Source organism: Kluyvera sichuanensis (genome assembly GCF_014218705.1).
Classification (GTDB): Bacteria; Pseudomonadota; Gammaproteobacteria; order Enterobacterales; family Enterobacteriaceae; genus Kluyvera; species Kluyvera sichuanensis.
Genome location: NZ_JABBJF010000025.1, coordinates 39763 through 63937, shown reverse-complemented (window position 1 = coordinate 63937; position 24175 = coordinate 39763). Strand labels below are relative to the sequence as shown.

The window sequence follows — 24175 nt, the reverse complement described above, 5'->3', positions numbered from 1 at the left end:
CACCGACTCCCGAAGGAGGCGGTGGTTTTGTTCAGGCTGTCGCGCGATTAACGCGTCGTGGTGCCTGGGTTCTTCATGTAACGGAAGAAGTCGCTATCCGGGCTCAGTACCATCACGTCCTGGTTGCTATCGAAGCTCGCTTCGTATGCACGCAGACTACGGATGAAGGCATAGAAGTCTGGATCCTGGCTGAAGGCATCGGCAAACAGCTTAGCGGCTTCTGCATCACCTTCACCACGCATGATACGACCCTGACGTTCTGCTTCTGCCAGCGTCTTCGTCACTTCATAGTCAGCGGTAGCGCGCAGTTTTTCTGCCTCTTCCTGACCCTGTGAACGGTGACGACGGGCTACGGCTTCACGCTCGGCGCGCATACGGTTGTAGATAGCTTCAGAAACCTCTGCAGGCAGGTTGATCTGCTTAATACGCACATCGACCACTTCAATCCCTAACGCCGCCATACTGTTCGGGTTAATGGTTGGCCCTTTGATGTTTGCCTGCTGCTCTACGCGCTCTGCGGCTTCGGCAATCGCGTTATCCGCAGCTGGCGTAGCCACTTCGTCTTCAGCACCGGAAGAACCGGAGTTCAGGGCGTCGCGAACTTCCAGCGTCAGACGACCACGGGAGTCGGTCACGATGTCTTTCACGTCCAGACGACCAATCTCAGAACGCAGACGGTCAGAGAACTTACGTTTCAGCAGCACTTCGGCCTGGGAGACGTCACCGCCGCCGGTTGCCAGGAAGTAACGGCTAAAGTCGCTGATACGCCACTTGATGTAAGAGTCGACGATCAGGTCTTTTTTCTCTTTGGTCACGAAACGGTCGGCCTGGTTATCCATGGTCTGGATACGAGCATCGAGCATTTTCACCGACTGAATGAACGGAACCTTGAAGTGCAGGCCTGGCTCATAAATCAGCGGTTTCTTGTCGCCGTCACGCACGACGCTGCTGAACTGGAACTTAATCCCACGCTCGCCTTCTTTAACCACGAAGATAGAGGTGTAAAGCACTACCAGCACGATGATGATAATCGCAATAACTGACTTACGCATCGTTATTCCCCCTGACGCTGGTAGTCGTTACGCTGCGCGTTAGCGCGGCGTTGGTCCATGATATTGCCCTGACTGGCAGACGACGTGTTGCTTGCGCTGCTGCTGGAAGAGGACGCAGGCGGCAGGCGCAACAGGTTGTTCGCACCACTGCTATCGCTCTTTGCTGCCGGGGCGTTGCCGCCTTTCAGCATTTGATCCAGCGGCAGTACCATCAGGTTGCCATTCTTGTTGTCGCTAACCAGCACTTTGCGGGTATGGCTCAGCACTTTTTCCATGGTCTCGATATAGAGACGCTCGCGGGTAATCTGCGGCGCGGCTTTATATTCCGGCAGGATTTTCGCAAAGCGCGCTACTTCACCCTGAGCTTCCAGTACGGTCTGAGTCTTATACGCACGCGCTTCTTCCAGAATACGCTGCGCCTGACCGTTCGCACGTGGCTGCACTTCGTTGGTGTACGCTTCCGCTTCACGGATGTACTGCTGCTCGTTCTCACGTGCGGCAATCGCATCATCGAACGCGGCTTTCACCTCTTCCGGCGGACGAGCAGCCTGGAAGTTGACGTCCAGCAGGGTAATACCCATGTTGTACGGACGGATGGTCTCTTCCAGCTCGCGCTGGGTATCGCTACGAATAACGGTACGACCTTCGGTCAGAATACGGTCCATGGTGTACTTACCGATAACACCACGCAGGGCGCTGTCGGTAGCCTGACGCAGACTGTCGTCAGCGCTGGTCACGCTGAACAGGTATTTCTGCGGGTCGGTTACGCGGTACTGCACGTTCATTTCAACGCGCACGACGTTTTCGTCGGAGGTCAGCATCACGCCGGATGCGGCCAGTTCGCGAACCGCTTCAACGTTCACTGGAGTGACTTCATCAACGAAGGTCGGCTTCCAGTTCAGACCCGGCTCAACCAGATGGCTGAACTTACCAAAGCGCGTCACTACGCCACGCTCGGCTTCTTTAATGGTATAGAACCCGCTGGCCGCCCAGATGACGACAACGGCTGCGGCAGCGATACCGACAATACGTCCGCCCATAGGGCTACGCGGCCCCTGGGTTGAGCTTCCGTTACCGGAACCCCCTTTACCGCCCCCAAATCCACCGAGCTTTTTGCTCAGCTTACGGAAGATATCATCCAAATCCGGCGGACCCTGATCGCGACCGCCTTTATTTCCATTCCCCCCGGAGTTGCCGCCTTGATTATTGCTGCTTCCCCACGGGTCGCGGTCTTGTCCGTTATTACCGGGCTGATTCCACGCCATGTTTATGCTCCATATTTGTTATGCGGTGATATACCTTTTCCCAGTTCAGATCTTTTCGCGGTTAACCGTCATCGCCTTCCTGGTGGTGACGGTCGCGTTGAGGCGATCTGAACCGCTGGGTGCCCAAAGGGCTAATGTTCAGGCAAGCTGCACGGTCAGACGACGTAGTCTGCCAGTGTTGGTTCTTGTTTACAGAGGCGACGCCAGTCGACAATTGGCATACGAACCTGCAAATTGACGCAGCCGTCCTCCTCCATCCACTCTTTTTCAATTGCCTGAAGCTGGTAAAAGCGGCTACGCAAACGCCCGGCCTGCGGAGGTAAACGCAGCGTGTGCTGCGCAACTTCGCCGGCTAACCGTTCGGTTAACGCCTGAAAAAGGAGTGGTATGCCTACCCCGGTTTGTGCAGACAGCCACACCCGGATAGGTTTGTTCTCTTTATCACGATCGATGCGCGGCTCGAAATCGTCCAGCATATCGATTTTGTTCATCACCAGCAGGGTTGGGATCTCGTGCGCGTCGATCTCTTCGAGAACCGTGTTCACCGCGTCGATGTTTTCCTGTACCCGAACATCCGCTGCGTCAATCACGTGAAGCAACAGCGTCGCTTCGCGGGTTTCCTGCAAGGTGGCTTTAAAGGCCGCCACCAGATCGTGTGGCAGGTGACGAATAAAGCCTACGGTATCCGCCAGCACGGTTTCGCCCACGTCTGCCACGTCAATACGACGCAGCGTTGGATCAAGGGTCGCAAACAGCTGGTCGGCGGCGTAAACCTCCGCCTGCGTAATATGGTTAAACAGCGTCGATTTGCCGGCGTTGGTATAACCCACCAGCGATACCGTTGGCACGTCGGCCTTCACGCGGGCACGACGCCCCTGCTCACGCTGTTTCTCTACTCGCTCAATACGCGAGAGGATCTGCATAATACGGTTACGCAGTAAACGACGGTCGGTTTCGAGCTGGGTTTCACCCGGGCCGCGTAAACCGATACCGCCTTTTTGTCTTTCAAGGTGCGTCCAGCCGCGCACCAGACGCGTGGCCAGATGGCGCAACTGCGCCAGCTCAACCTGCAGCTTACCTTCATGGGTACGCGCACGTTGGGCGAAAATATCTAAGATCAGACCGGTACGGTCGATAACCCGGCATTGACACAGGGCTTCAAGGTTACGCTCCTGCGCTGGGCTAAGTGCATGATCGAACAGCACAACGGAAGCACCTGTCGCTTTGACGGCTTCCGCAATCTCGACAGCCTTACCTTCACCAACAAAATATTTTGGGTGCGGCGCTTTACGGCTACCAGTAATCACCTGCATTGCTTCGACACCGGCGGAAGAGACCAGAGATTCAAACTCCTGGAGGTCTTCCATATCTTTGTCTTGCGTAAAATAGATGTGTACCAGCACCGCCTGCTCACCGGCGTCATAACGGTCAAACAAGCGTTATATCTCCTGAAATACCAGCGGGGAACCCGAATAATCCGGCTCCCCGACATGGATAAACAGCCATCAACCTTATTCGGTTTCGTCGCTGTCTTGCGGCGCAGAACCCTGCGCGTTGCTACCGTGGTGGTAGTTGCTGCCAGTGCCGCCGCCAGCATTGTTGCTGTGATGGGAAACTGGACGAGACGGAACTACGGTAGAAATTGCGTGCTTATAGACCATCTGGCTGACCGTGTTTTTCAACAGGATCACGAACTGATCGAAAGACTCAATTTGCCCTTGCAGCTTAATACCATTCACCAAATAAATAGAAACTGGAACACGTTCCCGACGCAGTGCGTTCAGGAACGGATCTTGTAAAGATTGCCCCTTAGCCATTCTCTCTTTTCCTTATATGCTTATTTGTACTTATACACGTCGTCTTTCAAGCCGCGTTGCGGCAACTTGAGCGATGTTGCGTATGAACCTTACGATTCTGAAAATTGCGCACGATACGACTCAATTGTACACATTCAGTCTACACTAGCACCCACTACCTGTAATAGTTGGTTAAACGCCTGCTCCGGCTGCTCACTATCTAACCAGTGAACCCCTTCCCAACCGCGTAACCACGTCACCTGGCGCTTCGCTAGCTGTCTCGTGGCACAAACTCCTCTATAAACCATTTCATCATATGAAATCTCGCCTTCGAGGTACGACCACATCTGGCGATATCCCACACAACGAATGGAAGGCATATCCGTATGCAAATCTCCACGGGCAAATAGCGCCCGCACTTCTGCTTCAAAACCTGAAGCTAACATCTGATGAAAACGCTGCTCAATGCGCTGATGGAGCAGTTCACGGCTCGCCGGGGCGATGGCGAACTGATGCACCTTATAGGGCAGAGCGTCTCCTGACGTTTGTGTCAGCTCCGTTAAAGTTTTACCCGAAATGAAAAAAACTTCCAGTGCTCGGGAAAGTCTTTGCGGATCATTCGGATGAATACGCTCAGCGGCAACGGGGTCGATTTCCCGTAGCTGCTGATGCAGCGCCATCCACCCCTGCTCTGCCGCCTGCTGCTCAATCCGCGCCCGAACGTCCGGGTCGGCTGAGGGCAGCGGTGATAAACCTTCAAGCAACGCCTTGAAATACAACATCGTGCCACCGACCAGCAGCGGAATTTTCCCTGCGGCGGTGATCTCCGCCATCTGCGCAAGCGCATCGCGGCGGAAGTCCGCCGCAGAGTATGCCTGCGACGGATCGAGAATATCTAACAGTCGATGCGGCGCGGCTTCTAGCTCTTCCGCACTCGGCTTAGCGGTGCCGATATCCATTCCCCGATAGATGAGGGCGGAATCAACGCTAATCAACTCTACTGGCAAAACTTTACGTAATTCAATAGCCAGCGCCGTCTTGCCCGAAGCGGTTGGCCCCATCAAAAAAATTGCCTTAGGCAGGCTCGCCTCGGTTACGTCACTCATGTCTCAGGGCGTTCATCGCAGAATCTAAATCAACGGGTTGTAATAGACCACCCGGCGGCGCTTTGACCAGATGCGGGCAAAGACGTTCAACGTCAGCCAGCATCGAAATGGCCTGTGCCATGTTCCATTGCGCGTGATCGCTTGCCAGATTACGGGCCAGCCACTGCGCAACGTTCCCGGCATCAACCATACTCTGCTCCACCAGGTAGCCTATCAGTTCAGGAATCAAGATTTGTAAATTTTGTTGTCGTAAGGGTAAAGGCACGGCGCGGATCGTGGCGTGCTGCCCTTCGAGCAGTATTTCAATGCCAAGCAGGTTCAACGTTTCCTGCGCCCGCTCCAGCGTTTTCCTCTCGTCGTCAGTCACCTTCAGACGCAACGGGATCAGCAGCGGCTGCGCGCAGATGGTTGCTTCACCCGGCGTCAACTGCGCCTGACGCAGCCAGCGTTCCGCGACCGGCAACGCCAGCAGGCTTAGCTTACCGCCGCGCTCCAGCAACGCGCAGGTATCGGCGACGATCGCCAGCACGCGCCCGAAGCTCTGGCTATGCCCGGCAAGATTATCCGCCGCCGGTGCTTTTACCGGTTCCGGCGTCTTCTCTGGGGTATTCAGCAACTGGCGATAGAGCGCCCCCTGCTGTTTCTGATAGCCCGGCTGAGCGTTTGGCCAACTGCCATTGGCGCCACCACCGCTGCTCCGCCCGGCACTGCTGCCGCCAGTTGGCGTTTGGTAGCGCGGCATATCAGGCTCGCGAGCCACCGCCGGTTCGGCAAACTGGTTGCGCCCAGCGGCAACGCGGTTCTCAGGCAGGACGCGCGGCGCGGGCTCGTCATCTTCTGCCAGTGGCAGAGGCGCATCCAGCTGCTGTTGCAGCACGCTGAGCACCCCTTGATAGATAAAGTCATGCACCAGGCGGGACTGATGAAAACGCACTTCGTGCTTCGCCGGGTGAACGTTCACGTCGACCTGATGCGGGTCAATTTCGAGATAAAGAACAAACGCCGGCTGCTGGTCAGCGCCGAGTTTATCTTCACACGCCTGACGAATCGCATGGTTGATGAGCCTATCGCGCATCATGCGGCCGTTCACGTAGCAGTACTGAATTTCAGCCAGCGCAGGCGTGGTGTGTTTAGGGTCTGCCACCCAGCCGCGCAGCGCCAGATCACCGTGCTGCCACTCAATGGCCAGCGCATGCTCAAGGAACGGCACGCCGCAAATCGCCCCCAGCCGACGCTCTTTCGGTGCGCCTTCGGCCACCGCGCGATACTGGCGAACCGCTTTGCCATTGTGGGTCAGGTTAATGCTCACATCGAAGCGCGCCAGCGCAATGCGGCGAATAATCTCATCGATATGGTTGAATTCGGTTTTCTCGGTGCGCATAAACTTGCGCCGCGCCGGGGTGTTGTAGAACAGGTCCAGCACTTCCAGCGTCGTCCCTACCGGGTGCGCCGCCGGTTTTACCGTCACGTCCTGATCGCGGCCTTCCGCGTAGGCCTGCCAGGCTTCCTGCTGCTCTGCGGTCCGTGAGGTGATGGTCAGACGTGAAACCGAGCTGATACTCGCCAACGCCTCACCGCGAAAACCTAAGCTGATAATTGCCTCAAGGTCGTCAAGCGAGGCGATTTTACTGGTGGCGTGACGTGCCAGCGAGAGTGCCAACTCGTCTTTTTTGATGCCGCAGCCATTATCACGAATGCGGATAAGCTTAGCGCCGCCGCGTTCAATATCAATATCGATGCGGGTTGCCCCCGCATCGAGACTGTTCTCCACCAGCTCTTTCACTACCGATGCAGGCCGCTCAACCACTTCACCCGCGGCAATCTGGTTCGCAAGCTGCGGCGGTAAAACCTGTATCGGCATGAAAACTCCTTAGTTAACGAGCGTCCTGGATGATGACGCGGCGCTGGCGGTCTGCGACTGTTCGTCACGAGGGCCGGATTGTATCGGATGCGCCGTGAAATAGTTACGTAAACCGTTATAAATGGCTTCCGCGATCTTCTGCTGATAGTCGTCGCTGCCCAGCAGGCGCTCTTCGCTGCTGTTACTGATAAAGCCGGTTTCGACCAGAATGGACGGAATATCCGGCGAACGCAGCACGCCAAGGCTGGCGTGTTCAGGACGGCGTTTATGCAGATTACCCACTCGCTGGAGCTGGCTAATCACGTTGGTCGCGACATCATACCCTACGCGCTGCGAATGGCCGAACTGCAGATCCAGCACCGCCTGGCTCAGGTACGGATCTGCCTGGCTGTTGGCCAGCACGTCACCCGCGCCGCCCAGCAGCTCGGACTGCTTCTCATGCTGTTCGAGCCAGCCCGCCATTTCGCTGTTCGCACGACGGTTAGAGAGCACCCACACGGACGCACCGGTCGCATCGCGGTTCGGCGCAGCATCGGCGTGAATCGACACCAGGAAAGAGGCGTTCTGCTTACGCGCCACGTCGGAACGGCCCATCACCGAAATAAAGTAGTCGCCGTCACGGGTCAGTACGCCCTTAAACATTGGGTCATCGTTTAGCAGCCCACGCAGCTTACGCGCAATGGCAATGGTGACGTTTTTCTCACGCGTACCGCCGGGGCCAATCGCGCCAGGATCCTGGCCGCCGTGACCGGCATCAATGGCAATAATCACTTTATCCCCCGAGACGCTGCGCGCACGGGAAGACGGACGCGGAGTTGGCGTCACGGTGCTGGCAATCGCCGGCTGGCGTTCGCCGCTGAAGCTGCCGCTATCGTTGCCGCTGTTCGTACTGCTGCTGCCATTACGGCTGCCGCTGAACGGGTTACGCCCTGGCTGTACCGGCGCAGGCGTCACAACTGGGGTTTCCACTCGCTTCGCTACAACTGGCGGTGGAGGCGGCGGCGGTGGAACGTCGGCGTTAATGGTGAACACCACGACGTAGTTCGCCCCGTTCTGCTGCTTCACCGCTCGGGTTTTGCCGTTCTCGGTCAGATCGACCACCAGTCGTAAAGTCTGATCGTCTTTCGGCGTACCTGAACGAATAGCTTTCACCAGGTTGTTGCCGCTAAAGCGCAGCGGCAGCCCCTGAATCACGCCGGTTTGTTTGATATCCAGCACGACGCTACGTTTGTCGTCCTGGCTAAAGTTGTACTCTGGATCGCCCATAAAGCTGAACGTGATCCGCGCCTGCGTTTCACTGTTCGCCACCTGAATATCGGATAAACTCGCCGCCATTGCCGGTACACCGACCAGCATCAGCGCGGCCATCAACCACCCTTTTGCGCGAAAAATCATCCTGGGATCCCTTAAATTAACCGGCAAACCGCGCCAGCAGAGACTCACCTAATGAGGAGACCGCGCTGATGCGCGCCTCACGCCCTTGCGCCTGGTAATCTAAGTGTATTTCGATATCCGGCTCGGGCAGAACACCTGCGCCCTGTTGCGGCCATTCCACCAGGCAGATGGCATCGTTAGCAAAGTAATCGCGGATCCCCATAAATTCGAGCTCCTCGGGATCGGCAAGGCGGTACAGATCAAAGTGATAAACCATCAGGTCGGCGAGCTGATATGGCTCAACCAGGGTATAGGTGGGGCTTTTGACGTTGCCGTTATGACCTAACGCCTGCAGGAATCCACGGCTAAAGGTGGTTTTCCCAGCACCCAGATCGCCGTACAGATAGATGACGGTTGCGCCGACGCAGGCTTTCGCCACTCGGTTGCCAAGGTCCAGGGTTGCCTGCTCGTCAGATAAAGGAATCACTCGATTAGTCATGGTTTACGTCAATCACATCCGGGTTAACAACACGCCGTAGCGTGGAAAAGAGGTCTGTCGCGAGCATACCGCGGGTACCATAGTGCGCCGCCAGTTCATCGGCGGCAGCACCGTGGGCGATACACCCTGCGCACGCTGCATCATACGGCGATAATGCCTGCCCCAGCAATGCGCCGATGATGCCCGAAAGCACATCGCCCATTCCGCCGCTGGCCATACCGGCATTTCCCGCATCAATAATTCCGATCGCGCCCTGCTCATCTGCCACGACCGTACCGGCGCCTTTCAGCACCACCGCGCCGCCGTACCGTTTTACCAGACGCTGCGCGGAAAGTAAGCGATCGTTCTCGATGTCGGCCACCCGACAGCTGAGCAGCCGTGCGGCTTCGCCGGGGTGCGGCGTGATCACGCGATTGTGACGTTTATCCGGATTGATTGCCAGCAGGTTCAGCGCATCGGCATCCCAGAGGGTGGGTTTAAGGAAATTGTCGATTTTCCGCAGCGCCTGCTTGCCCCATTCGGCCTGCCCCAAACCGGGGCCAATCACCACCACATCCGCCCACTCCAGCGCTTCATCGAGCGTCTGCGGCGTCAGTTCGTGCACCATCAGTTCAGGCCTGGCGGTAATAATCGGCGCGACGTTTTCAGCGCGGGTCAGCACCCGCACCAGCCCCGCACCGGCTCGTAGTGCCGCCTCACCGGTCATGCGAATCGCCCCGGCGGTACCGTGGTCGCCGCCAATCACCACCAGGCGGCCGTGATCGCCTTTGTGTGAGGTAGGACGACGCGGCGTGAACCACTGCCCTAGCTGCGAAGCATCAAACCGATGAATGTTGGTGTGCTGGGTTGCCAGCCAGGCGTCGAGACCCAGCGCATCGTGATACAGATGCCCGACAACGTCACGCGCCTTGCCGGTCAACAGACCTGGCTTCAGGGCGATAAAGGTGATGGTGTGAGCGGCCTGGATAACCGCGCCGGGCGTCGTGCCGGTTTGGGCGTTCAGCCCGGAGGGAATATCCAGCGCGATAATCGGTGCCGGGAAGGCGTTAGCCCGCTCAATCAGGTTCGCGACGTTCTCGCGCGGCGCGCTTTGTAGTCCGGTGCCGAGCAGGCCGTCAATAATCAGATCGGCATCCTGCGGCCAATCGGCATCCGCTGGGTAAATCTCGCCGCCCACCGCACGCCACGCCTCACGAGCCGCGTGTGCCTCTTCCGGCAGCGACTTATCGCTGGCTATCGCCAACAGCGTCACCTGAATACCGGCAGCCTGCGCCAGACGCGCGACCTCGTAGCCATCACCGCCGTTATTGCCATGACCACAGAGGACAATCCAGCGGCGGCTAGCAGGATACGCGCCACGCGCGAGGTTAAACGCCGCTTCGCCCGCGCGCTGCATTAAGGTGTAAAGGGAGAGGCCGAGGCTCTGTGCCGCCGTTTTTTCAGCGCGACGCAGGTCATCCGCAGGCCAAATGGAGTGTGGTATACTGTGGGGGTTACTCGTCAATGTATGGTCCGTCATGTCACAGCCCCTCGATCTCAATCAATTAGCGCAACAAATCAAACAATGGGGCACCGAACTGGGTTTTCAGCAAGTCGGCATCACCGATACCGATCTCAGCGCCTCCGAGCCCAAACTGCAGGCATGGCTGGATAAACAATATCACGGCGAGATGGAATGGATGGCGCGCCACGGTATGATGCGCGCGCGTCCGCACGAACTACAGCCCGGTACGCTCCGGGTGATTAGCGTTCGCATGAACTATCTTCCCGCCAATGCGGCCTTTGCCAGCACGATGAAAAATCCCGATCTAGGTTACGTCAGCCGTTATGCCCTGGGGCGTGATTATCATAAGCTGTTGCGTAACCGCCTTAAAAAGCTCGGTGAAATGATTCAGGAACAGTGCGTCTCGCTGAATTTTAGACCGTTTGTCGACTCTGCGCCTATTCTTGAGCGTCCGCTAGCGGAAAAAGCCGGAATTGGCTGGACGGGTAAGCACTCGCTTATCCTCAACCGCGACGCCGGATCGTTCTTTTTCCTCGGCGAACTGCTGGTTGATATTCCTCTGCCCATCGATCAACCGGTGGCCGAAGAGTGCGGGCGCTGCGTGGCCTGCATGACCATCTGCCCCACCGGCGCAATCGTCGAGCCCTACACCGTCGATGCTCGCCGCTGTATCTCTTACCTGACCATCGAGCTCGAAGGCGCCATCCCGGAAGAATTTCGTCCACTATTGGGTAATCGTATTTACGGTTGCGATGACTGCCAGCTCATCTGCCCGTGGAACCGCTTCTCACAGCTGACTGATGAAGCCGACTTTAGTCCGCGCAAAGCGCTACATGCGCCAGAGCTTATCGAGCTGTTTGCCTGGACCGAAGCCCATTTCCTGAAGGTAACGGAAGGTTCGGCCATTCGCCGTATCGGCCACCTGCGCTGGCTGCGCAATATCGCCGTTGCGCTGGGGAACGCCCCGTGGAGCGATGCTACGCTAAACGCGCTGGAGAGCCGCCGAGGTGAGCACCCACTACTCGATGAACACATTAAATGGGCGGTAGCGCAGCAAATTGCGCGTCGAAATGAGAACGTGGTTGAGGTGCAACTGCCGAAGAAACAGCGTCTGGTGAGAGTGGTGGAAAAAGGGCTACCGCGCGATGCGTGATATATTCACAGCCTGTGAGTAAAAATAAAAAGACATTGCGTTTCAACACGCCAAAGTTCGTCAAGCGATCTCGCTAACATTTTGAAATGATATATCTCGTTATAATTCAATAAGTTAATAAAAACTGTAAAAATCCAGAAAACATTAGCGCGCGAAGAACGTGATAACAGCCTGTGGATAACTCTGTTTACAAGAGTATTTCAGAAACGAAAAAAACAACCTCAATGGCTTAACGCATTGTGGAAGTATTTTTGTTTTGGAAGAAAATTTGGAGCGGGAAACGAGACTCGAACTCGCGACCCCGACCTTGGCAAGGTCGTGCTCTACCAACTGAGCTATTCCCGCTTGGGTGTGTCTACTGCGACTACTTTCAAATTTTGGAGCGGGAAACGAGACTCGAACTCGCGACCCCGACCTTGGCAAGGTCGTGCTCTACCAACTGAGCTATTCCCGCTTGGGTGTGTCTACTGCGACTGCTTTCAAATTTTTGGAGCGGGAAACGAGACTCGAACTCGCGACCCCGACCTTGGCAAGGTCGTGCTCTACCAACTGAGCTATTCCCGCAAAATCTGGCAATTTTTGTTGCTGTCGTAATTCGCATTTCTGCTTCGTTACGGGAGGCGCATTATACGAGAATTCTTTCCCCCTGCAACCCCCCTTGAAGCGTTTTTTTTAAAAAATCGTTCAAGTGCTGGATAAATCGGCAAGTTGACTATTTTAGCGCCAATTCATCCCTTTAGCACGTTAAAGCTGAATAAAATGTTCGCGGTAGTAGGCCAGTTCCGCCACCGACTCACGAATGTCGTCCATCGCCTGGTGAGTGCCCTGCTTTTTAAAGCCCGGCAGAATTTCCGGCTTCCAGCGACGCGCCAGCTCTTTCAGGGTGCTGACATCCAGATAGCGATAGTGGAAGTAGGATTCCAGCTCCGGCATGTATTTAAACAGGAAGCGACGATCCTGGCCGATACTGTTGCCGCAAATTGGTGATTTGCCTTCAGGCACCCATTGCTTTAAGAATTCCAGCGTCGCCAGCTCCGCTTCACGGTCACCCATGGTGCTCGCCTTCACGCGTTCCACCAGACCGCTGCCGGTGTGGGTACGCACGTTCCAGTCATCCATCAGCGCCAGCTGGGCGTCAGATTGGTGAACGGCAATGGTCGGCCCTTCCGCCAGAATATTCAGCTGTGCATCGGTCACCAGCGTGGCGATTTCAATAATGCGATCGCGCTCGGGATCCAGACCTGTCATCTCCAGATCGATCCAAATGAGGTTGTTTTCATCTGCACTCATGCTATTTTCCACCCTTCTTGTCTAACCTGCCGCTGCGGGTTAACTAGTATTAATTAGCGTGTATCATAGAGGTTTTGCCCGATATGGGCGACCAGGAGTCAGCACGATTGAGTAAAAATAAACTCTCCAAAGGTCAGCAGCGCCGCGTTAAGGCGAACCACCAGCGCCGCCTCACAACTGCCGCGGAGAAGCCAGATTACGACGACAACCTGTTTGGCGAAGCCGCCGAAGGGGTAGTCATCAGCCGCTTTGGCATGCATGCCGACGTGGAATCCGCCGACGGTGAAACCCACCGCTGCAACATCCGCCGCACCATCCGTTCACTGGTCACCGGTGACCGCGTCGTATGGCGTCCGGGTAAAACCGCTGCCGAAGGGGTGAACGTTAAAGGTATCGTTGAAGCGGTGCACGAGCGCACCTCGGTACTGACGCGCCCTGACTTTTACGACGGCGTGAAGCCCATTGCCGCCAACATCGATCAGATAGTCATTGTTTCTGCCATTTTGCCCGAGCTGTCGCTGAATATTATCGACCGTTATCTCGTCGCCTGCGAAACATTGAGCGTTGAGCCGCTGCTGGTACTGAACAAAATCGACCTGCTGGACGATGAAGGCATGGCGTTCGTCAACGAGCAGATGGATATCTACCGCAACATTGGCTACACCGTTCTGATGGCCTCCAGCCACACCCAGGACGGCTTAAAGCCGCTGGAAGCCGCGCTGACCAACCGCATCAGCATCTTTGCCGGGCAGTCTGGCGTCGGGAAATCCAGCCTGTTGAACGCCCTGTTGGGGCTTAACGACGACCGTATTCTGACCAACGACGTTTCCGATGTCTCTGGTCTCGGCCAGCACACCACCACCGCTGCGCGTCTGTACCACTTCCCGCACGGCGGCGATGTGATCGACTCACCGGGGGTGCGTGAATTTGGCCTGTGGCACCTTGAGCCGGAACAAATTACCAATGGTTTTGTCGAATTCCACGACTACCTTGGGCACTGTAAGTATCGCGACTGTAAACATGATACTGACCCAGGCTGTGCTATCCGCGCAGCCGTAGAGGAAGGGAAGATTGCCGAGACCCGTTTCGAAAATTATCACCGCATTCTGGAAACCATGGCGCAGGTAAAAACGCGTAAAAACTTTTCAGACATAGATAATTGAGAACTATGATTTTGCCGACTGACATTTTCGTCAACAGTCGCTAGAATCGGCCGCTTTTCTTTTTAAGATCCGACGCCCGTCGTCGGATCAGGATCGACACATAATGGCCTGGAGGCTACCTTGTTAAACTCGTTTAAACTTTCACTGCAATACATTCTGCCTAAACTGTGGCTTACGCGTCTCGCAGGCTGGGGTGCGAGCAAACGAGCGGGATGGCTGACTAAACTGGTTATCGATCTGTTCGTGAAGTTCTACAAGGTCGATATGAAAGAAGCGCAGAAGCCGGATACCGCCAGCTACCGTACTTTCAACGATTTCTTCGTTCGTCCGCTGCGTGAAGATGCCCGTCCGGTGAACACCGATCCAAGCGTGCTGGTGATGCCGGCCGACGGCGTGATTAGCCAGCTTGGTGCGATTGAAGACGACAAAATTCTGCAGGCCAAAGGCCATAGCTACTCGCTGGAAGCGCTGCTCGCGGGTAACTACATCATGGCTGACCTGTTCCGTAACGGCAGCTTCGCGACCACCTACCTGTCGCCGCGCGACTACCACCGCGTGCATATGCCATGCAACGGTATCCTGCGTGAAATGATTTACGTGCCGGGCGATCTCTTCTCCGTGAACCACCTGACCGCGCAGAACGTCCCGAATCTGTTTGCCCGTAACGAACGCGTTATTTGCCTGTTCGATACTGAATTTGGCCCAATGGCGCAGATTCTGGTCGGTGCGACTATCGTGGGTAGCATCGAAACCGTCTGGGCAGGTACCGTGACACCGCCGCGCGAAGGCGTGATTAAACGCTGGACCTACCCAGCGGGCGATCAGGAAGGTTCCGTAGCGCTGCTGAAAGGCCAGGAAATGGGCCGCTTCAAGCTGGGCTCGACGGTTATCAACCTGTTTGCGCCGGGTAAAGTCACACTGATGGAACAGCTGAAAAATCTGTCCGTCACTAAGCTTGGCGAGCCGCTGGCTATCTCCACCGAAGCGGTGGTTGAAGCTGAGGCCGCACCGGTTGTTGAACCTGTCGTTGAGCCCGTTGTTACCCCTGCGGCCGAAGCAGTAGTCGAGCCGGTTGTTGAACCCGTTACTGAACCTACGGTTGAACCGGTTACAGAGCAGGATGTCGCCCCGAAGGCAGACAACGCGCAAGAAAAAAGCTAATCACACAATAAGGGTCTGACGTGCGCCTGATTATCACTTTACTGATGGCCTGGTGCCTCAGCCAGGGGGCGTACGCAGCGACGGCCCCCAACGCTCGACAAATCGCCCAGGAACTGGAACAGGCAAAGGCGGCAAAGCCTGCCCAGCCTGAAACCGTCGAGGCGTTACAAAATGCCCTGACCGCGCTCGAGGAGCAGAAAAGCTCTCTTGAGCGCGCTGCGCAGTACCAGCAGGTTATCGACAACTTCCCCAAACTCTCCCAGACGCTACGTAATCAGCTCAACAACCTGCGCGACGATCCGCGTCAGGTGCCGGAAGGCATGAGTACCGATGCGCTGAATCAGGAGATTTTGCAGGTCAGCAGTCAACTGCTGGAAAAAAGCCGCCTTGCCCAACAGGAGCAGGAGCGCGCCCGCGATATCGCCGACTCTCTGAACCAGCTTCCCCAACAGCAGACCGACGCGCGCCGCCAGCTCAACGATGTAGAACGTCGCATCGGGACGCAGGCCGGTAATACGCCGCTGGCACAGGCACAAAGCCTCAACCTGCAGGCTGATTCCAGCAAGCTAAAAGCGCTGGTCGATGAACTCGAACTGGCGCAACTCTCCGCCAATAACCGCCAGGAGCTGGCGCGAATGCGCTCGGATCTGGCACAGAAGCAAAGTGAGCAGTTGGATGCCTATCTGCAAGCGCTGCGCAACCAGCTTAACAGCCAGCGTCAGCGCGAAGCCGAACGGGCGCTGGAAAGCACCGAACTGCTGGCGGAAAACAGCGAAAACCTGCCGACGGGTATCGTTGACCAGTTCAAAATTAACCGCGAGCTTTCTCAGGCGCTGAACCAGCAGGCCCAGCGTATGGATCTGGTGGCTTCACAACAGCGCCAGGCCGCCAATCAGACGCTGCAGGTGCGTCAGGCCCTGAACACGCTGCGCGAGCAGTCGCAGTGGCTGGGCTCGTCTAACCTGCTCGGTGAAGCCCTACGCGCACAGGTCGCCCGTCTGCCAGAAATGCCAAAACCGCAGCAGCTTGATACCGAAATGGCCCAGCTGCGCGTGCATCGTCTGCGCTATGAAGATTTGCTGAACAAGCAGCCGCAGCTGCGCCAGATTCGTCAGGCCGACGGCCAGCCGTTGACCAGCGAAGAGAACCGCATTCTTGAAGCCCAGCTGCGCACCCAGCGCGAATTACTCAACTCCCTGCTGCAGGGCGGCGACACGCTAATTCTCGAGCTGACCAAGCTGAAAGTCTCCAACAGCCAGCTGGAAGACGCGCTAAAAGAGGTCAACGAAGCGACCCACCGCTATCTGTTCTGGACCTCCGACGTACGGCCTATCGATTTCAGTTGGCCGATTGAAATCGCGCAGGACCTGCGCCGCCTGATCTCGCTCGACACCTTTAGCCAGCTTGGCAAAGCCAGCATGATGATGCTCACCAGCCGCCAGACGCTGTTCCCGCTGTTTGGCGCCCTGCTGCTGGTTGGCTTCAGCATCAGCTCGCGTAAACACTTCACGCGTTTTCTGGAACGTTCCAGCGCCCGTGTGGGCAAAGTTACCCAGGACCACTTCTGGCTGACCATGCGCACGGTCTTCTGGTCGATTCTGGTGGCCTCGCCGCTGCCGGTGCTATGGGCAACGCTTGGCTATGGTTTGCAGGAGGCATGGCCCTTCCCGCTCGCGGTGGCCGTCGGCGATGGCGTCACCGCCACCGTACCGCTGTTATGGGTAGTGATGATCTGCGCGGCGTTTGCCCGCACCAACGGCCTGTTTATCGTCCACTTTGGCTGGCCGCAGCACCGCGTGGCCCGCGCCATGCGCTACTACCTGATGAGCATCGGGCTTATCGTGCCGCTGATTATGGCGCTGATCATGTTCGATAATCTCAACGATCGTGAGTTCTCCGCGTCGCTTGGCAGACTCTGCTTTATCCTGATCTGCGGCGCGCTGGCGATGGTAACGTTGAGCCTGAAACGCGCCGGGATCCCGCTGTATCTCGATAAAAGCGGCAGTGGTGAAAACCGGGTTAACCTGCTGCTGTGGAACCTGATGATTGGCGCGCCTCTGCTGGCGATTTTCACCGCAGCGGTGGGCTACCTTGCCACCTCGCAGGCGCTGCTGGCGCGTCTGGAAACCTCAGTCGCTATCTGGTTCTTGCTGCTGGTGATTTACCACGTCATCCGCCGCTGGATGCTGATTCAGCGCCGTCGTCTGGCCTTTGACCGCGCCAAACACAAGCGCGCGGAAATGCTGGCGCACCGCGCCCGTGGCGAAGAAGAAGCGCACGCCACCAGTCTGGAAGGGTCGGCCGAGCAGGAGGTGAGCGAAGTCAACCTCGATACCATCAGCGAGCAGTCGCTGCGCCTGGTGCGTTCGATTCTGATGCTGATTGCACTGGTGTCGGTGATTATCCTGTGGTCGGAAATCCACTCGGCGTTTGGCTTCCTCGAAAACATTTCGCTGTGGGACGTCACCTCAACGGTACAGGGCGTTGAAAGCATCGAGCCGATTACCCTCGGTGCCGTGTTGATCGCGATTCTGGTGCTGATCATCACCACCCAACTGGTACGTAACCTTCCCGCGCTGCTGGAACTGGCTATTCTGCAACACCTGGATTTAACGCCGGGCACCGGCTATGCCATTACCACCATCACCAAATATCTGCTGCTGTTGATAGGCGGGCTGGTTGGGTTCTCGATGGTTGGTATTGAATGGTCGAAGCTGCAGTGGCTAGTCGCCGCGCTCGGTGTCGGTCTCGGCTTTGGTTTGCAGGAGATTTTCGCCAACTTCATCTCCGGCCTGATTATTCTGTTTGAGAAGCCGATCCGTATCGGCGATACGGTCACCATTCGAGACCTGACCGGCAGCGTGACCAAAATCAACACCCGCGCCACCACCATCAGCGACTGGGACCGCAAAGAGATTATCGTGCCGAACAAGGCGTTTATCACCGAGCAGTTCATCAACTGGTCGCTGTCGGATTCGGTTACGCGCGTGGTGTTAAGTATTCCCGCGCCGTCGGACGCCAACAGTGAAGAGGTGGCGCAAATCCTGCTGACCGCTGCCCACCGCTGTTCGCTGGTGATTGATAACCCGGCGCCGGAAGCGTTTCTTGTGGATTTACAGCAGGGGATTCAGATTTTCGAACTGCGCATCTACGCCGCCGAGATGGGTCACCGTATGCCGCTGCGTCACGAGCTGCACCAGCTGATTCTGGCCGGGTTCCGCCAGCACGGTATCGATATGCCGTTCCCACCGTTCCAGATGCGTCTGGAGACCCTGGATGGCCGGAAAACGGGAAGAACGCTGACCTCCGCAGGCAAACGTCAGCCAGGAAGTCTGTAATACATGGGTAGCCCGGACGAGGTGCGTAAGCACCGACTCCGGGGAAATCCCGGCGTCACTACGTTCGGCCGGGCTACCACTGATTTACTCTGCCACCAGAACCGGCTGACGGTTAATACGGCGATGATAGTTCTCATAAATCGCCATCGCCAGCAGCGAGAAGAAGATTGGCCCACCGACCATCCACAGCGCGCTACTCCAGTCCCCTGCTTCAATCACCGGCTGAATAATGGTGAAGATGTTCGCGAAGGTCACGATCAGCACCACCACGCTGGTTGCCAGCAGGGTTGAGCCTTTGTTTTTGAAAATCACAAACGGACGTTCGAGATCCATTTTGGCCTTAAAGAACGGGAAGGCCAGCGCCAGGAACAGGTACGGCAGGGTCATCGACACGTTCGCCATCAGCGTCAGTTTGTTATAGAACGCCGACGCGGTATCACCACCAAACGACACCAGCAGAATAAACGCGCTGACCAGCAGGCACTGCATCCACATCGCGGTGGACGGCATACCGTTGGCGTTCAGGCGGGTCATCGACGCTGGCCACAGCGCTTTTGGCGTACCCTGAATAATCGCCTTCAGCGGCGAGTAACTCAGGGTGAAGAATGCCCCGGTGTAGGCGAGGAACATCGACAGACCGGTGATGCGCGCAAACCACACGCCCACGGTTGCCGCCACGTCCGGCGATAGGTGCATGGCGTTGCCAAGCGTTGAGCCCAGGCTAGTCATCAGCACGTAGGTAATGTTGCCGAGGTTCACCGAACGGTCGCTCAGAATCTGCTGCCAGTTGGTGCTCACTCCCCACAGGAAGATCGCCAGCGAATAACCGATAGAAATAACAATCGCCGCAAAAACAATTCCTTTAGCGAAGTTCTTTTCCGGTTTCTCGGTTTTATCCACCAGACCGCCAACGGCTTCAATACCGCCGTAAGCAAAAATAGCGAATACCACAAACGATAATACCGCCAGACCGGATTGATAACCGGGGTTAGGCGAGGCGGTGAAATTAAGTGGCTGGGCGAAGTGGCCGCCATTTAATAACAAAATGGCAATACTCACTAACAATAAAACTAAATTCAGACACATTACGGAAATACCGCCAACGGCAGTAATGCGGGCAATCTTATTAATACCTTTCGATGCTACCGTCGTCACCAGCACCATCCAGAGCACCGCCAGCAGACCAACAACCTGCGTCGATTGCAGCCCCGCCACGCTCCAGTGCTGCGTCATGTCTGCGCCGAACACGAAGGTAGAGAACGGCACCCACACCTTGGCAGAGGTACTGACCATCCAGACAACGTAGGATGAGAACCACATAAAGGTGCCAATAAACGCATAGCGTGGGCCAACGCTGTTATTCATCCAGGAATAGATCCCGCCCTCTTCTTTACGATAGGCCGAGCCCATTTCCGCCATCATTAAGGCGAAGGGGATAAAGAATAAAAGCGCGGAAAATATATACCAGGTAATTGCGCTATAGCCCATCAGATAAAAGGCGGAGGGGCTATTAGCAAAGCCAAAGACTGACGTAAATATCATAAGGATGAGTCCTATCAGGCTCATCTTTTTAATTGATTGGGTCATGTGACCATCCCTTATTTTGGATCATTTTTTTTACACATCGACAGGGCACCGCGCTGCATGCTTGCGAAAGCAAGGCAACGGAAAATCGACGCGAGAAATTGCTGGCTGGATGATAGCAAATAACCAGACTAATCTTGTGACCTTAAGAGGGAATTTGAAAATATATCACTAAGAATGGCGCAAAAAGCGCCATTTTATCTTTCAGGATAGCGGGTTATGCGCGATCGACGCTAAAGGCCAGCACCTCAGCCAGCGTTTCCGTCCCCAGCGCCAGCATGATCAGGCGGTCAACGCCCAGCGCCACGCCGGAACAGTCCGGCAGGCCGGCGGCCAGCGCGTCCAGCAAGTTTTGATCGATAGGCTGCTGCGGCAGGCCGCGCGCCGCGCGCTTACGGTTATCCTGCTCAAAGCGCTGCTGCTGTTCACGAGCATCGGTCAGCTCGTGGAAACCATTCGCCAGCTCAATACCCTTGAAGTAAACCTCAAAGCGTTCGGCCACGCGATGGTCTTCAGCACTGATCTGCGCCAGCGATGCCTGGCTTGCCGGGAAGTGATAAACGAAGGTTGGGCGGTCTTTACCGATGTGCGGCTCTACGCCGAAGGCAAACAGCAGCTGCAACAGCGTGTCACGGTCTTCTTCGGTATCAGCCACGTTGCTCAGGTCGAGCTTCGCCGCCACTTCGCGCAGCTGCGTTTTGTCGGCAGACAGCGGGTCAATCTCCAGATGGCGCTGGAATGCCTGCTGATAGGAGAGGCTTTCTGCCGGCTGGGTTTCCAGCACCTGCTGCAGCAGATCGTCCACTTCGTTGATCAGGCGATACATATCAAAGTGCGGACGATACCACTCCAGCATGGTGAATTCCGGGTTATGGTGGCGCCCCATCTCTTCGTTGCGGAAGCTACGGCAAAGCTGGAACACCGGGCCACACCCCGCCGCCAGCAGGCGCTTCATGTGGTATTCCGGGCTGGTCATCAGATACAGGTTCATCCCCTGGGAATGGCCTGGGCCAACAAAGCGAGTCTCAAACGGAACCAGATGAATGTCAGTTACCGTTGCCTGGCTCATACAAGGCGTCTCCACCTCCAGTACTCCACGGTCGGCAAAGAAACGGCGGATTTCCGCCATCAGTGCCGCACGCTTTAACAGGTTAGGGATGGATGCGCTCGGCTGCCAGGTTGCCGTCTCGCTCATGTTTTTTTCTCCGATTTCAGACAAGGGCACGAAGTCTACCCGCAAGTGATACACGACACAAATATTGCTCAATCATTTCCCCTATGGCCGGGGGCAACATTTCCCTAATTAATTCCGCAATGTAATTCATCAGCTACAGTGATAAATAGCCGCACATAACGACAAAAAAATCGAACACATCAAATTTCCCCCACAACCCTACGGGTATACTGCTTTACCCATAAAGGAGCAGTGGAAACGTTTTTGCGCAGGCCACGTGATATCCCCCAACGCAGCCTGTTGTGAAATAACAAAAATCTGGAGGAATGTCGTGCAAACCTTTCAAGCCGATCTAGCCATTATTGGCGCAGGCGGGGCCGGGCTACGTGCTGCTATCGCAGCCGCTCAGGCCAACCCAAAAGCCAAAATCGCGTTGATCTCAAAAGTTTATCCTATGCGCAGCCACACGGTGGCCGCTGAAGGTGGCTCCGCCGCCGTCGCACAGGACCATGATAGCTTCGAATACCATTTTCACGACACCGTCGCCGGTGGCGACTGGCTTTGCGAGCAGGATGTCGTCGATTACTTCGTCCATCATTGCCCAACCGAAATGACCCAGCTCGAACAGTGGGGCTGCCCGTGGAGTCGTCGTCCTGACGGCAGCGTCAACGTTCGCCGCTTCGGCGGAATGAAGATTGAACGCACCTGGTTTGCCGCCGATAAGACCGGCTTCCATATGCTGCATACCCTGTTCCAGACCTCCCTTCAATTCCCGCAAATCCAACGCTTTGATGAGCACTTCGTCCTCGATATTCTGGTCGATGATGGTCAGGCTCGCGGCCTGGTGGCGATGAACATGATGGAAGGCACGATGGTGCAAATTCGCGCCAACGCGGTGGTGATGGCCACCGGCGGCGCAGGCCGCGTCTATCGCTACAACACCAACGGCGGCATCGTCACCGGTGATGGCATGGGCATGGCGCTGGGCCACGGCGTTCCGCTGCGCGACATGGAGTTCGTCCAGTATCACCCGACCGGCCTGCCGGGCTCGGGCATCCTGATGACCGAAGGCTGCCGCGGTGAAGGCGGTATTCTGATCAACAAAAATGGCTATCGCTACCTGCAGGATTACGGCATGGGCCCGGAAACCCCGCTGGGCGAGCCGAAAAACAAATATATGGAGCTGGGTCCACGCGACAAAGTCTCCCAGGCCTTCTGGCACGAATGGCGCAAAGGCAACACCGTGCCTACCCCGCGCGGCGACGTGGTCTACCTCGACCTGCGTCACCTTGGCGAGAAAAAGCTGCTGGAGCGTCTGCCGTTCATCTGCGAACTGGCAAAAGCCTACGTTGGCGTCGACCCGGTGAAAGAGCCTATTCCAGTTCGCCCAACCGCGCACTACACCATGGGCGGTATCGAAACCGACCAGCAGTGTGAAACCCGCATTAAAGGGCTGTTTGCCGTCGGCGAATGTTCTTCCGTCGGCCTGCACGGCGCCAACCGTCTGGGCTCCAACTCGCTGGCAGAACTGGTGGTCTTTGGCCGCATGGCCGGTGAGCAGGCGATGGCCCGTGCGGCAACCGCCGGTGAAGCCAACGGCAGCGCGCTGGACGCGCAGGTCAGCGACATCGAAAACCGCCTGAAAGCGCTGGTGAATCAGGAAGGCAGCGAAAGCTGGTCGAAGATCCGCGACGAGATGGGCCTGTCGATGGAAGAAGGCTGCGGTATTTACCGTACGCCGGAACTGATGCAGAAAACCATCGATAAGCTGGCGGAACTGCAGGAGCGCTTCAAGCGCGTCCGCATTACCGATACCTCCAGCGTCTTCAACACCGACCTGCTCTATACCATCGAGCTGGGCCATGGTCTGAACGTGGCTGAATGTATGGCGCACTCCGCCATGGCGCGTAAAGAGTCTCGCGGCGCACACCAGCGTCTGGACGAAGGCTGTACCGAACGTGACGACGTCAACTTCCTCAAGCATACCCTCGCCTTCCGCGACGCCGACGGCACTACGCGCCTCGACTACAGCGATGTGAAGATAACGACCCTGCCACCGGCAAAACGCGTCTATGGCGCCGAAGCCGAAGCGGCCGAGAAGAAGGAGACGGCGAATGGCTGAGATGCAGAATTTAAAAATTGAGATTGTGCGCTACAACCCGGAAGTGGACAGCGCACCGCACAGCGCCTTCTATGAGGTGCCTTACGATGAGCAGACTTCACTGCTGGATGCCCTGGGCTACATCAAAGATAACCTCGCGCCGGACCTGAGCTACCGCTGGTCCTGCCGTATGGCTATCTGTGGTTCTTGCGGCATGATGGTCAACAAGGTGCCGAAGCTCGCCTGTAAAACCTTCCTGCGTGAATACACCAAAGGCATCAAGGTTGAGGCGCTGGCAAACTTCCCTATCGAGCGCGATCTGGTGGTCGATATGACCCACTTTATCGAGAGCCTGGAAGCGATTAAGCCGTATATCATCGGCAACCCGCGCACGCCGGATCAAGGGCCAAACACCCAAACCCCGGCGCAGATGGCGAAGTACCACCAGTTCTCCGGCTGCATCAACTGCGGCCTGTGCTATGCCGCCTGCCCGCAGTTTGGCCTGAACCCAGAGTTCATCGGCCCGGCGGCGATTACCCTGGCGCATCGCTACAACGAAGACAGCCGCGACCACGGTAAGAAAGAGCGCATGGCGCAGCTGAACGGCCAGAACGGCGTCTGGACCTGTACGTTTGTGGGCTACTGCTCCGAAGTGTGTCCGAAACACGTCGACCCGGCAGCCGCCATTCAGCAGGGCAAAGTGGAAAGCTCGAAAGACTTTCTTATCGCTACCCTGAAACCACGCTAAGGAGTG

At 56.6% G+C, this 24175-nt stretch carries 18 protein-coding genes and 3 tRNA genes; 6 read left to right on the top strand and 15 right to left on the bottom strand.

All coding sequences use genetic code 11. From position 1 onward, the window contains the following. Nucleotides 1-47 precede the first annotated feature (47 nt). From hflC to nnr, 9 genes are all read right to left on the bottom strand, one after another. A complete protein-coding gene (gene hflC / locus HII27_RS20550) occupies nt 48-1052 on the bottom strand; it encodes a protease modulator HflC (protein WP_123651143.1) in 1005 nt (334 codons plus the stop codon). A gap of 2 nt (nt 1053-1054) precedes the next feature. Then, nucleotides 1055-2317, bottom strand: a complete 1263-nt coding sequence (gene hflK, locus HII27_RS20545) for an FtsH protease activity modulator HflK (protein ID WP_035893322.1) — start codon at nt 2315-2317, stop codon at nt 1055-1057. A 155-nt stretch (nt 2318-2472) separates the two neighbouring features. Continuing rightward, on the bottom strand, nt 2473-3753 hold the full coding sequence (gene hflX / locus HII27_RS20540) for a ribosome rescue GTPase HflX (RefSeq protein WP_185669314.1): 1281 nt from the start codon (nt 3751-3753) through the stop codon (nt 2473-2475). 75 nt (nt 3754-3828) lie between these two features. Further along, nucleotides 3829-4134: an RNA chaperone Hfq gene (hfq, locus tag HII27_RS20535; protein ID WP_185669313.1), complete on the bottom strand. Its 306-nt coding sequence runs from the start codon at nt 4132-4134 to the stop codon at nt 3829-3831. A 134-nt stretch (nt 4135-4268) separates the two neighbouring features. Then, nucleotides 4269-5219 (bottom strand): tRNA (adenosine(37)-N6)-dimethylallyltransferase MiaA, encoded by a 951-nt coding sequence (miaA, locus tag HII27_RS20530; protein WP_185669312.1) that lies wholly within the window; start codon nt 5217-5219, stop codon nt 4269-4271. Beyond that, the gene (mutL, locus tag HII27_RS20525; protein ID WP_185669311.1) at nt 5212-7080 is read right to left on the bottom strand and encodes a DNA mismatch repair endonuclease MutL; all 1869 of its coding nucleotides are present in this window, start codon (nt 7078-7080) and stop codon (nt 5212-5214) included. Before mutL ends, miaA begins: the two co-directional genes overlap by 8 nt. Nucleotides 7081-7089: 9 nt before the next feature. Then, entirely contained in the window at nt 7090-8475 is a 1386-nt protein-coding gene (amiB, locus tag HII27_RS20520; RefSeq protein WP_185669310.1) for an N-acetylmuramoyl-L-alanine amidase AmiB, read from the bottom strand. A gap of 16 nt (nt 8476-8491) precedes the next feature. Then, nucleotides 8492-8953: a tRNA (adenosine(37)-N6)-threonylcarbamoyltransferase complex ATPase subunit type 1 TsaE gene (gene tsaE, locus HII27_RS20515; protein ID WP_123651147.1), complete on the bottom strand. Its 462-nt coding sequence runs from the start codon at nt 8951-8953 to the stop codon at nt 8492-8494. Next, entirely contained in the window at nt 8946-10472 is a 1527-nt protein-coding gene (gene nnr / locus HII27_RS20510) for a bifunctional ADP-dependent NAD(P)H-hydrate dehydratase/NAD(P)H-hydrate epimerase (RefSeq protein ID WP_185669309.1), read from the bottom strand. The genes tsaE and nnr overlap by 8 nt, the downstream gene beginning before the upstream one ends. Here nnr and queG point away from each other — a divergent pair. Then, nucleotides 10471-11610, top strand: a complete 1140-nt coding sequence (gene queG, locus HII27_RS20505; RefSeq protein WP_185669308.1) for a tRNA epoxyqueuosine(34) reductase QueG — start codon at nt 10471-10473, stop codon at nt 11608-11610. The two genes, nnr and queG, sit on opposite strands and share 2 nt — an antisense overlap. Before the next feature lie 269 nt (nt 11611-11879). Here queG and HII27_RS20500 read toward each other — a convergent pair. The 4 genes from HII27_RS20500 to orn form a co-directional block, all read right to left on the bottom strand. After that, nucleotides 11880-11955: transfer RNA gene (locus tag HII27_RS20500), tRNA-Gly, on the bottom strand. Between the two features lie 33 nt (nt 11956-11988). Beyond that, nucleotides 11989-12064: transfer RNA gene (locus HII27_RS20495), tRNA-Gly, on the bottom strand. 34 nt (nt 12065-12098) lie between these two features. After that, a tRNA-Gly gene (locus HII27_RS20490) sits at nt 12099-12174 on the bottom strand. A gap of 180 nt (nt 12175-12354) precedes the next feature. Continuing rightward, entirely contained in the window at nt 12355-12900 is a 546-nt protein-coding gene (gene orn / locus HII27_RS20485) for an oligoribonuclease (RefSeq protein WP_185669307.1), read from the bottom strand. Nucleotides 12901-13007: 107 nt separating this feature from the next. On the opposite strand from orn, the gene rsgA reads away from it, so the two are divergent. The 3 genes from rsgA (at nt 13008) to mscM (ending at nt 18562) form a co-directional block, all read left to right on the top strand. After that, nucleotides 13008-14063, top strand: a complete 1056-nt coding sequence (gene rsgA / locus HII27_RS20480) for a small ribosomal subunit biogenesis GTPase RsgA (RefSeq protein ID WP_185669306.1) — start codon at nt 13008-13010, stop codon at nt 14061-14063. A 120-nt stretch (nt 14064-14183) separates the two neighbouring features. Then, on the top strand, nt 14184-15224 hold the full coding sequence (asd, locus tag HII27_RS20475) for an archaetidylserine decarboxylase (RefSeq protein WP_223883258.1): 1041 nt from the start codon (nt 14184-14186) through the stop codon (nt 15222-15224). A 20-nt stretch (nt 15225-15244) separates the two neighbouring features. Then, nucleotides 15245-18562: a miniconductance mechanosensitive channel MscM gene (mscM, locus tag HII27_RS20470; RefSeq protein ID WP_185669305.1), complete on the top strand. Its 3318-nt coding sequence runs from the start codon at nt 15245-15247 to the stop codon at nt 18560-18562. An 84-nt stretch (nt 18563-18646) separates the two neighbouring features. Here the strand turns inward: mscM and yjeM are convergent, their stop codons facing one another. Next, on the bottom strand, nt 18647-20149 hold the full coding sequence (yjeM, locus tag HII27_RS20465; RefSeq protein ID WP_185669304.1) for a glutamate/gamma-aminobutyrate family transporter YjeM: 1503 nt from the start codon (nt 20147-20149) through the stop codon (nt 18647-18649). Nucleotides 20150-20363: 214 nt separating this feature from the next. After that, complete coding sequence (epmA, locus tag HII27_RS20460; protein WP_185669303.1) at nt 20364-21341, bottom strand: elongation factor P--(R)-beta-lysine ligase; 978 nt, start codon at nt 21339-21341, stop codon at nt 20364-20366. Between the two features lie 310 nt (nt 21342-21651). Between epmA and frdA the strand changes: the two genes are divergently transcribed. Continuing rightward, nucleotides 21652-23442 (top strand): fumarate reductase (quinol) flavoprotein subunit, encoded by a 1791-nt coding sequence (frdA, locus tag HII27_RS20455; protein WP_185669302.1) that lies wholly within the window; start codon nt 21652-21654, stop codon nt 23440-23442. Next, on the top strand, nt 23435-24169 hold the full coding sequence (locus HII27_RS20450; RefSeq protein ID WP_115074771.1) for a succinate dehydrogenase/fumarate reductase iron-sulfur subunit: 735 nt from the start codon (nt 23435-23437) through the stop codon (nt 24167-24169). Before frdA ends, HII27_RS20450 begins: the two co-directional genes overlap by 8 nt. The last annotated feature ends 6 nt before the right edge of the window (nt 24170-24175 follow it).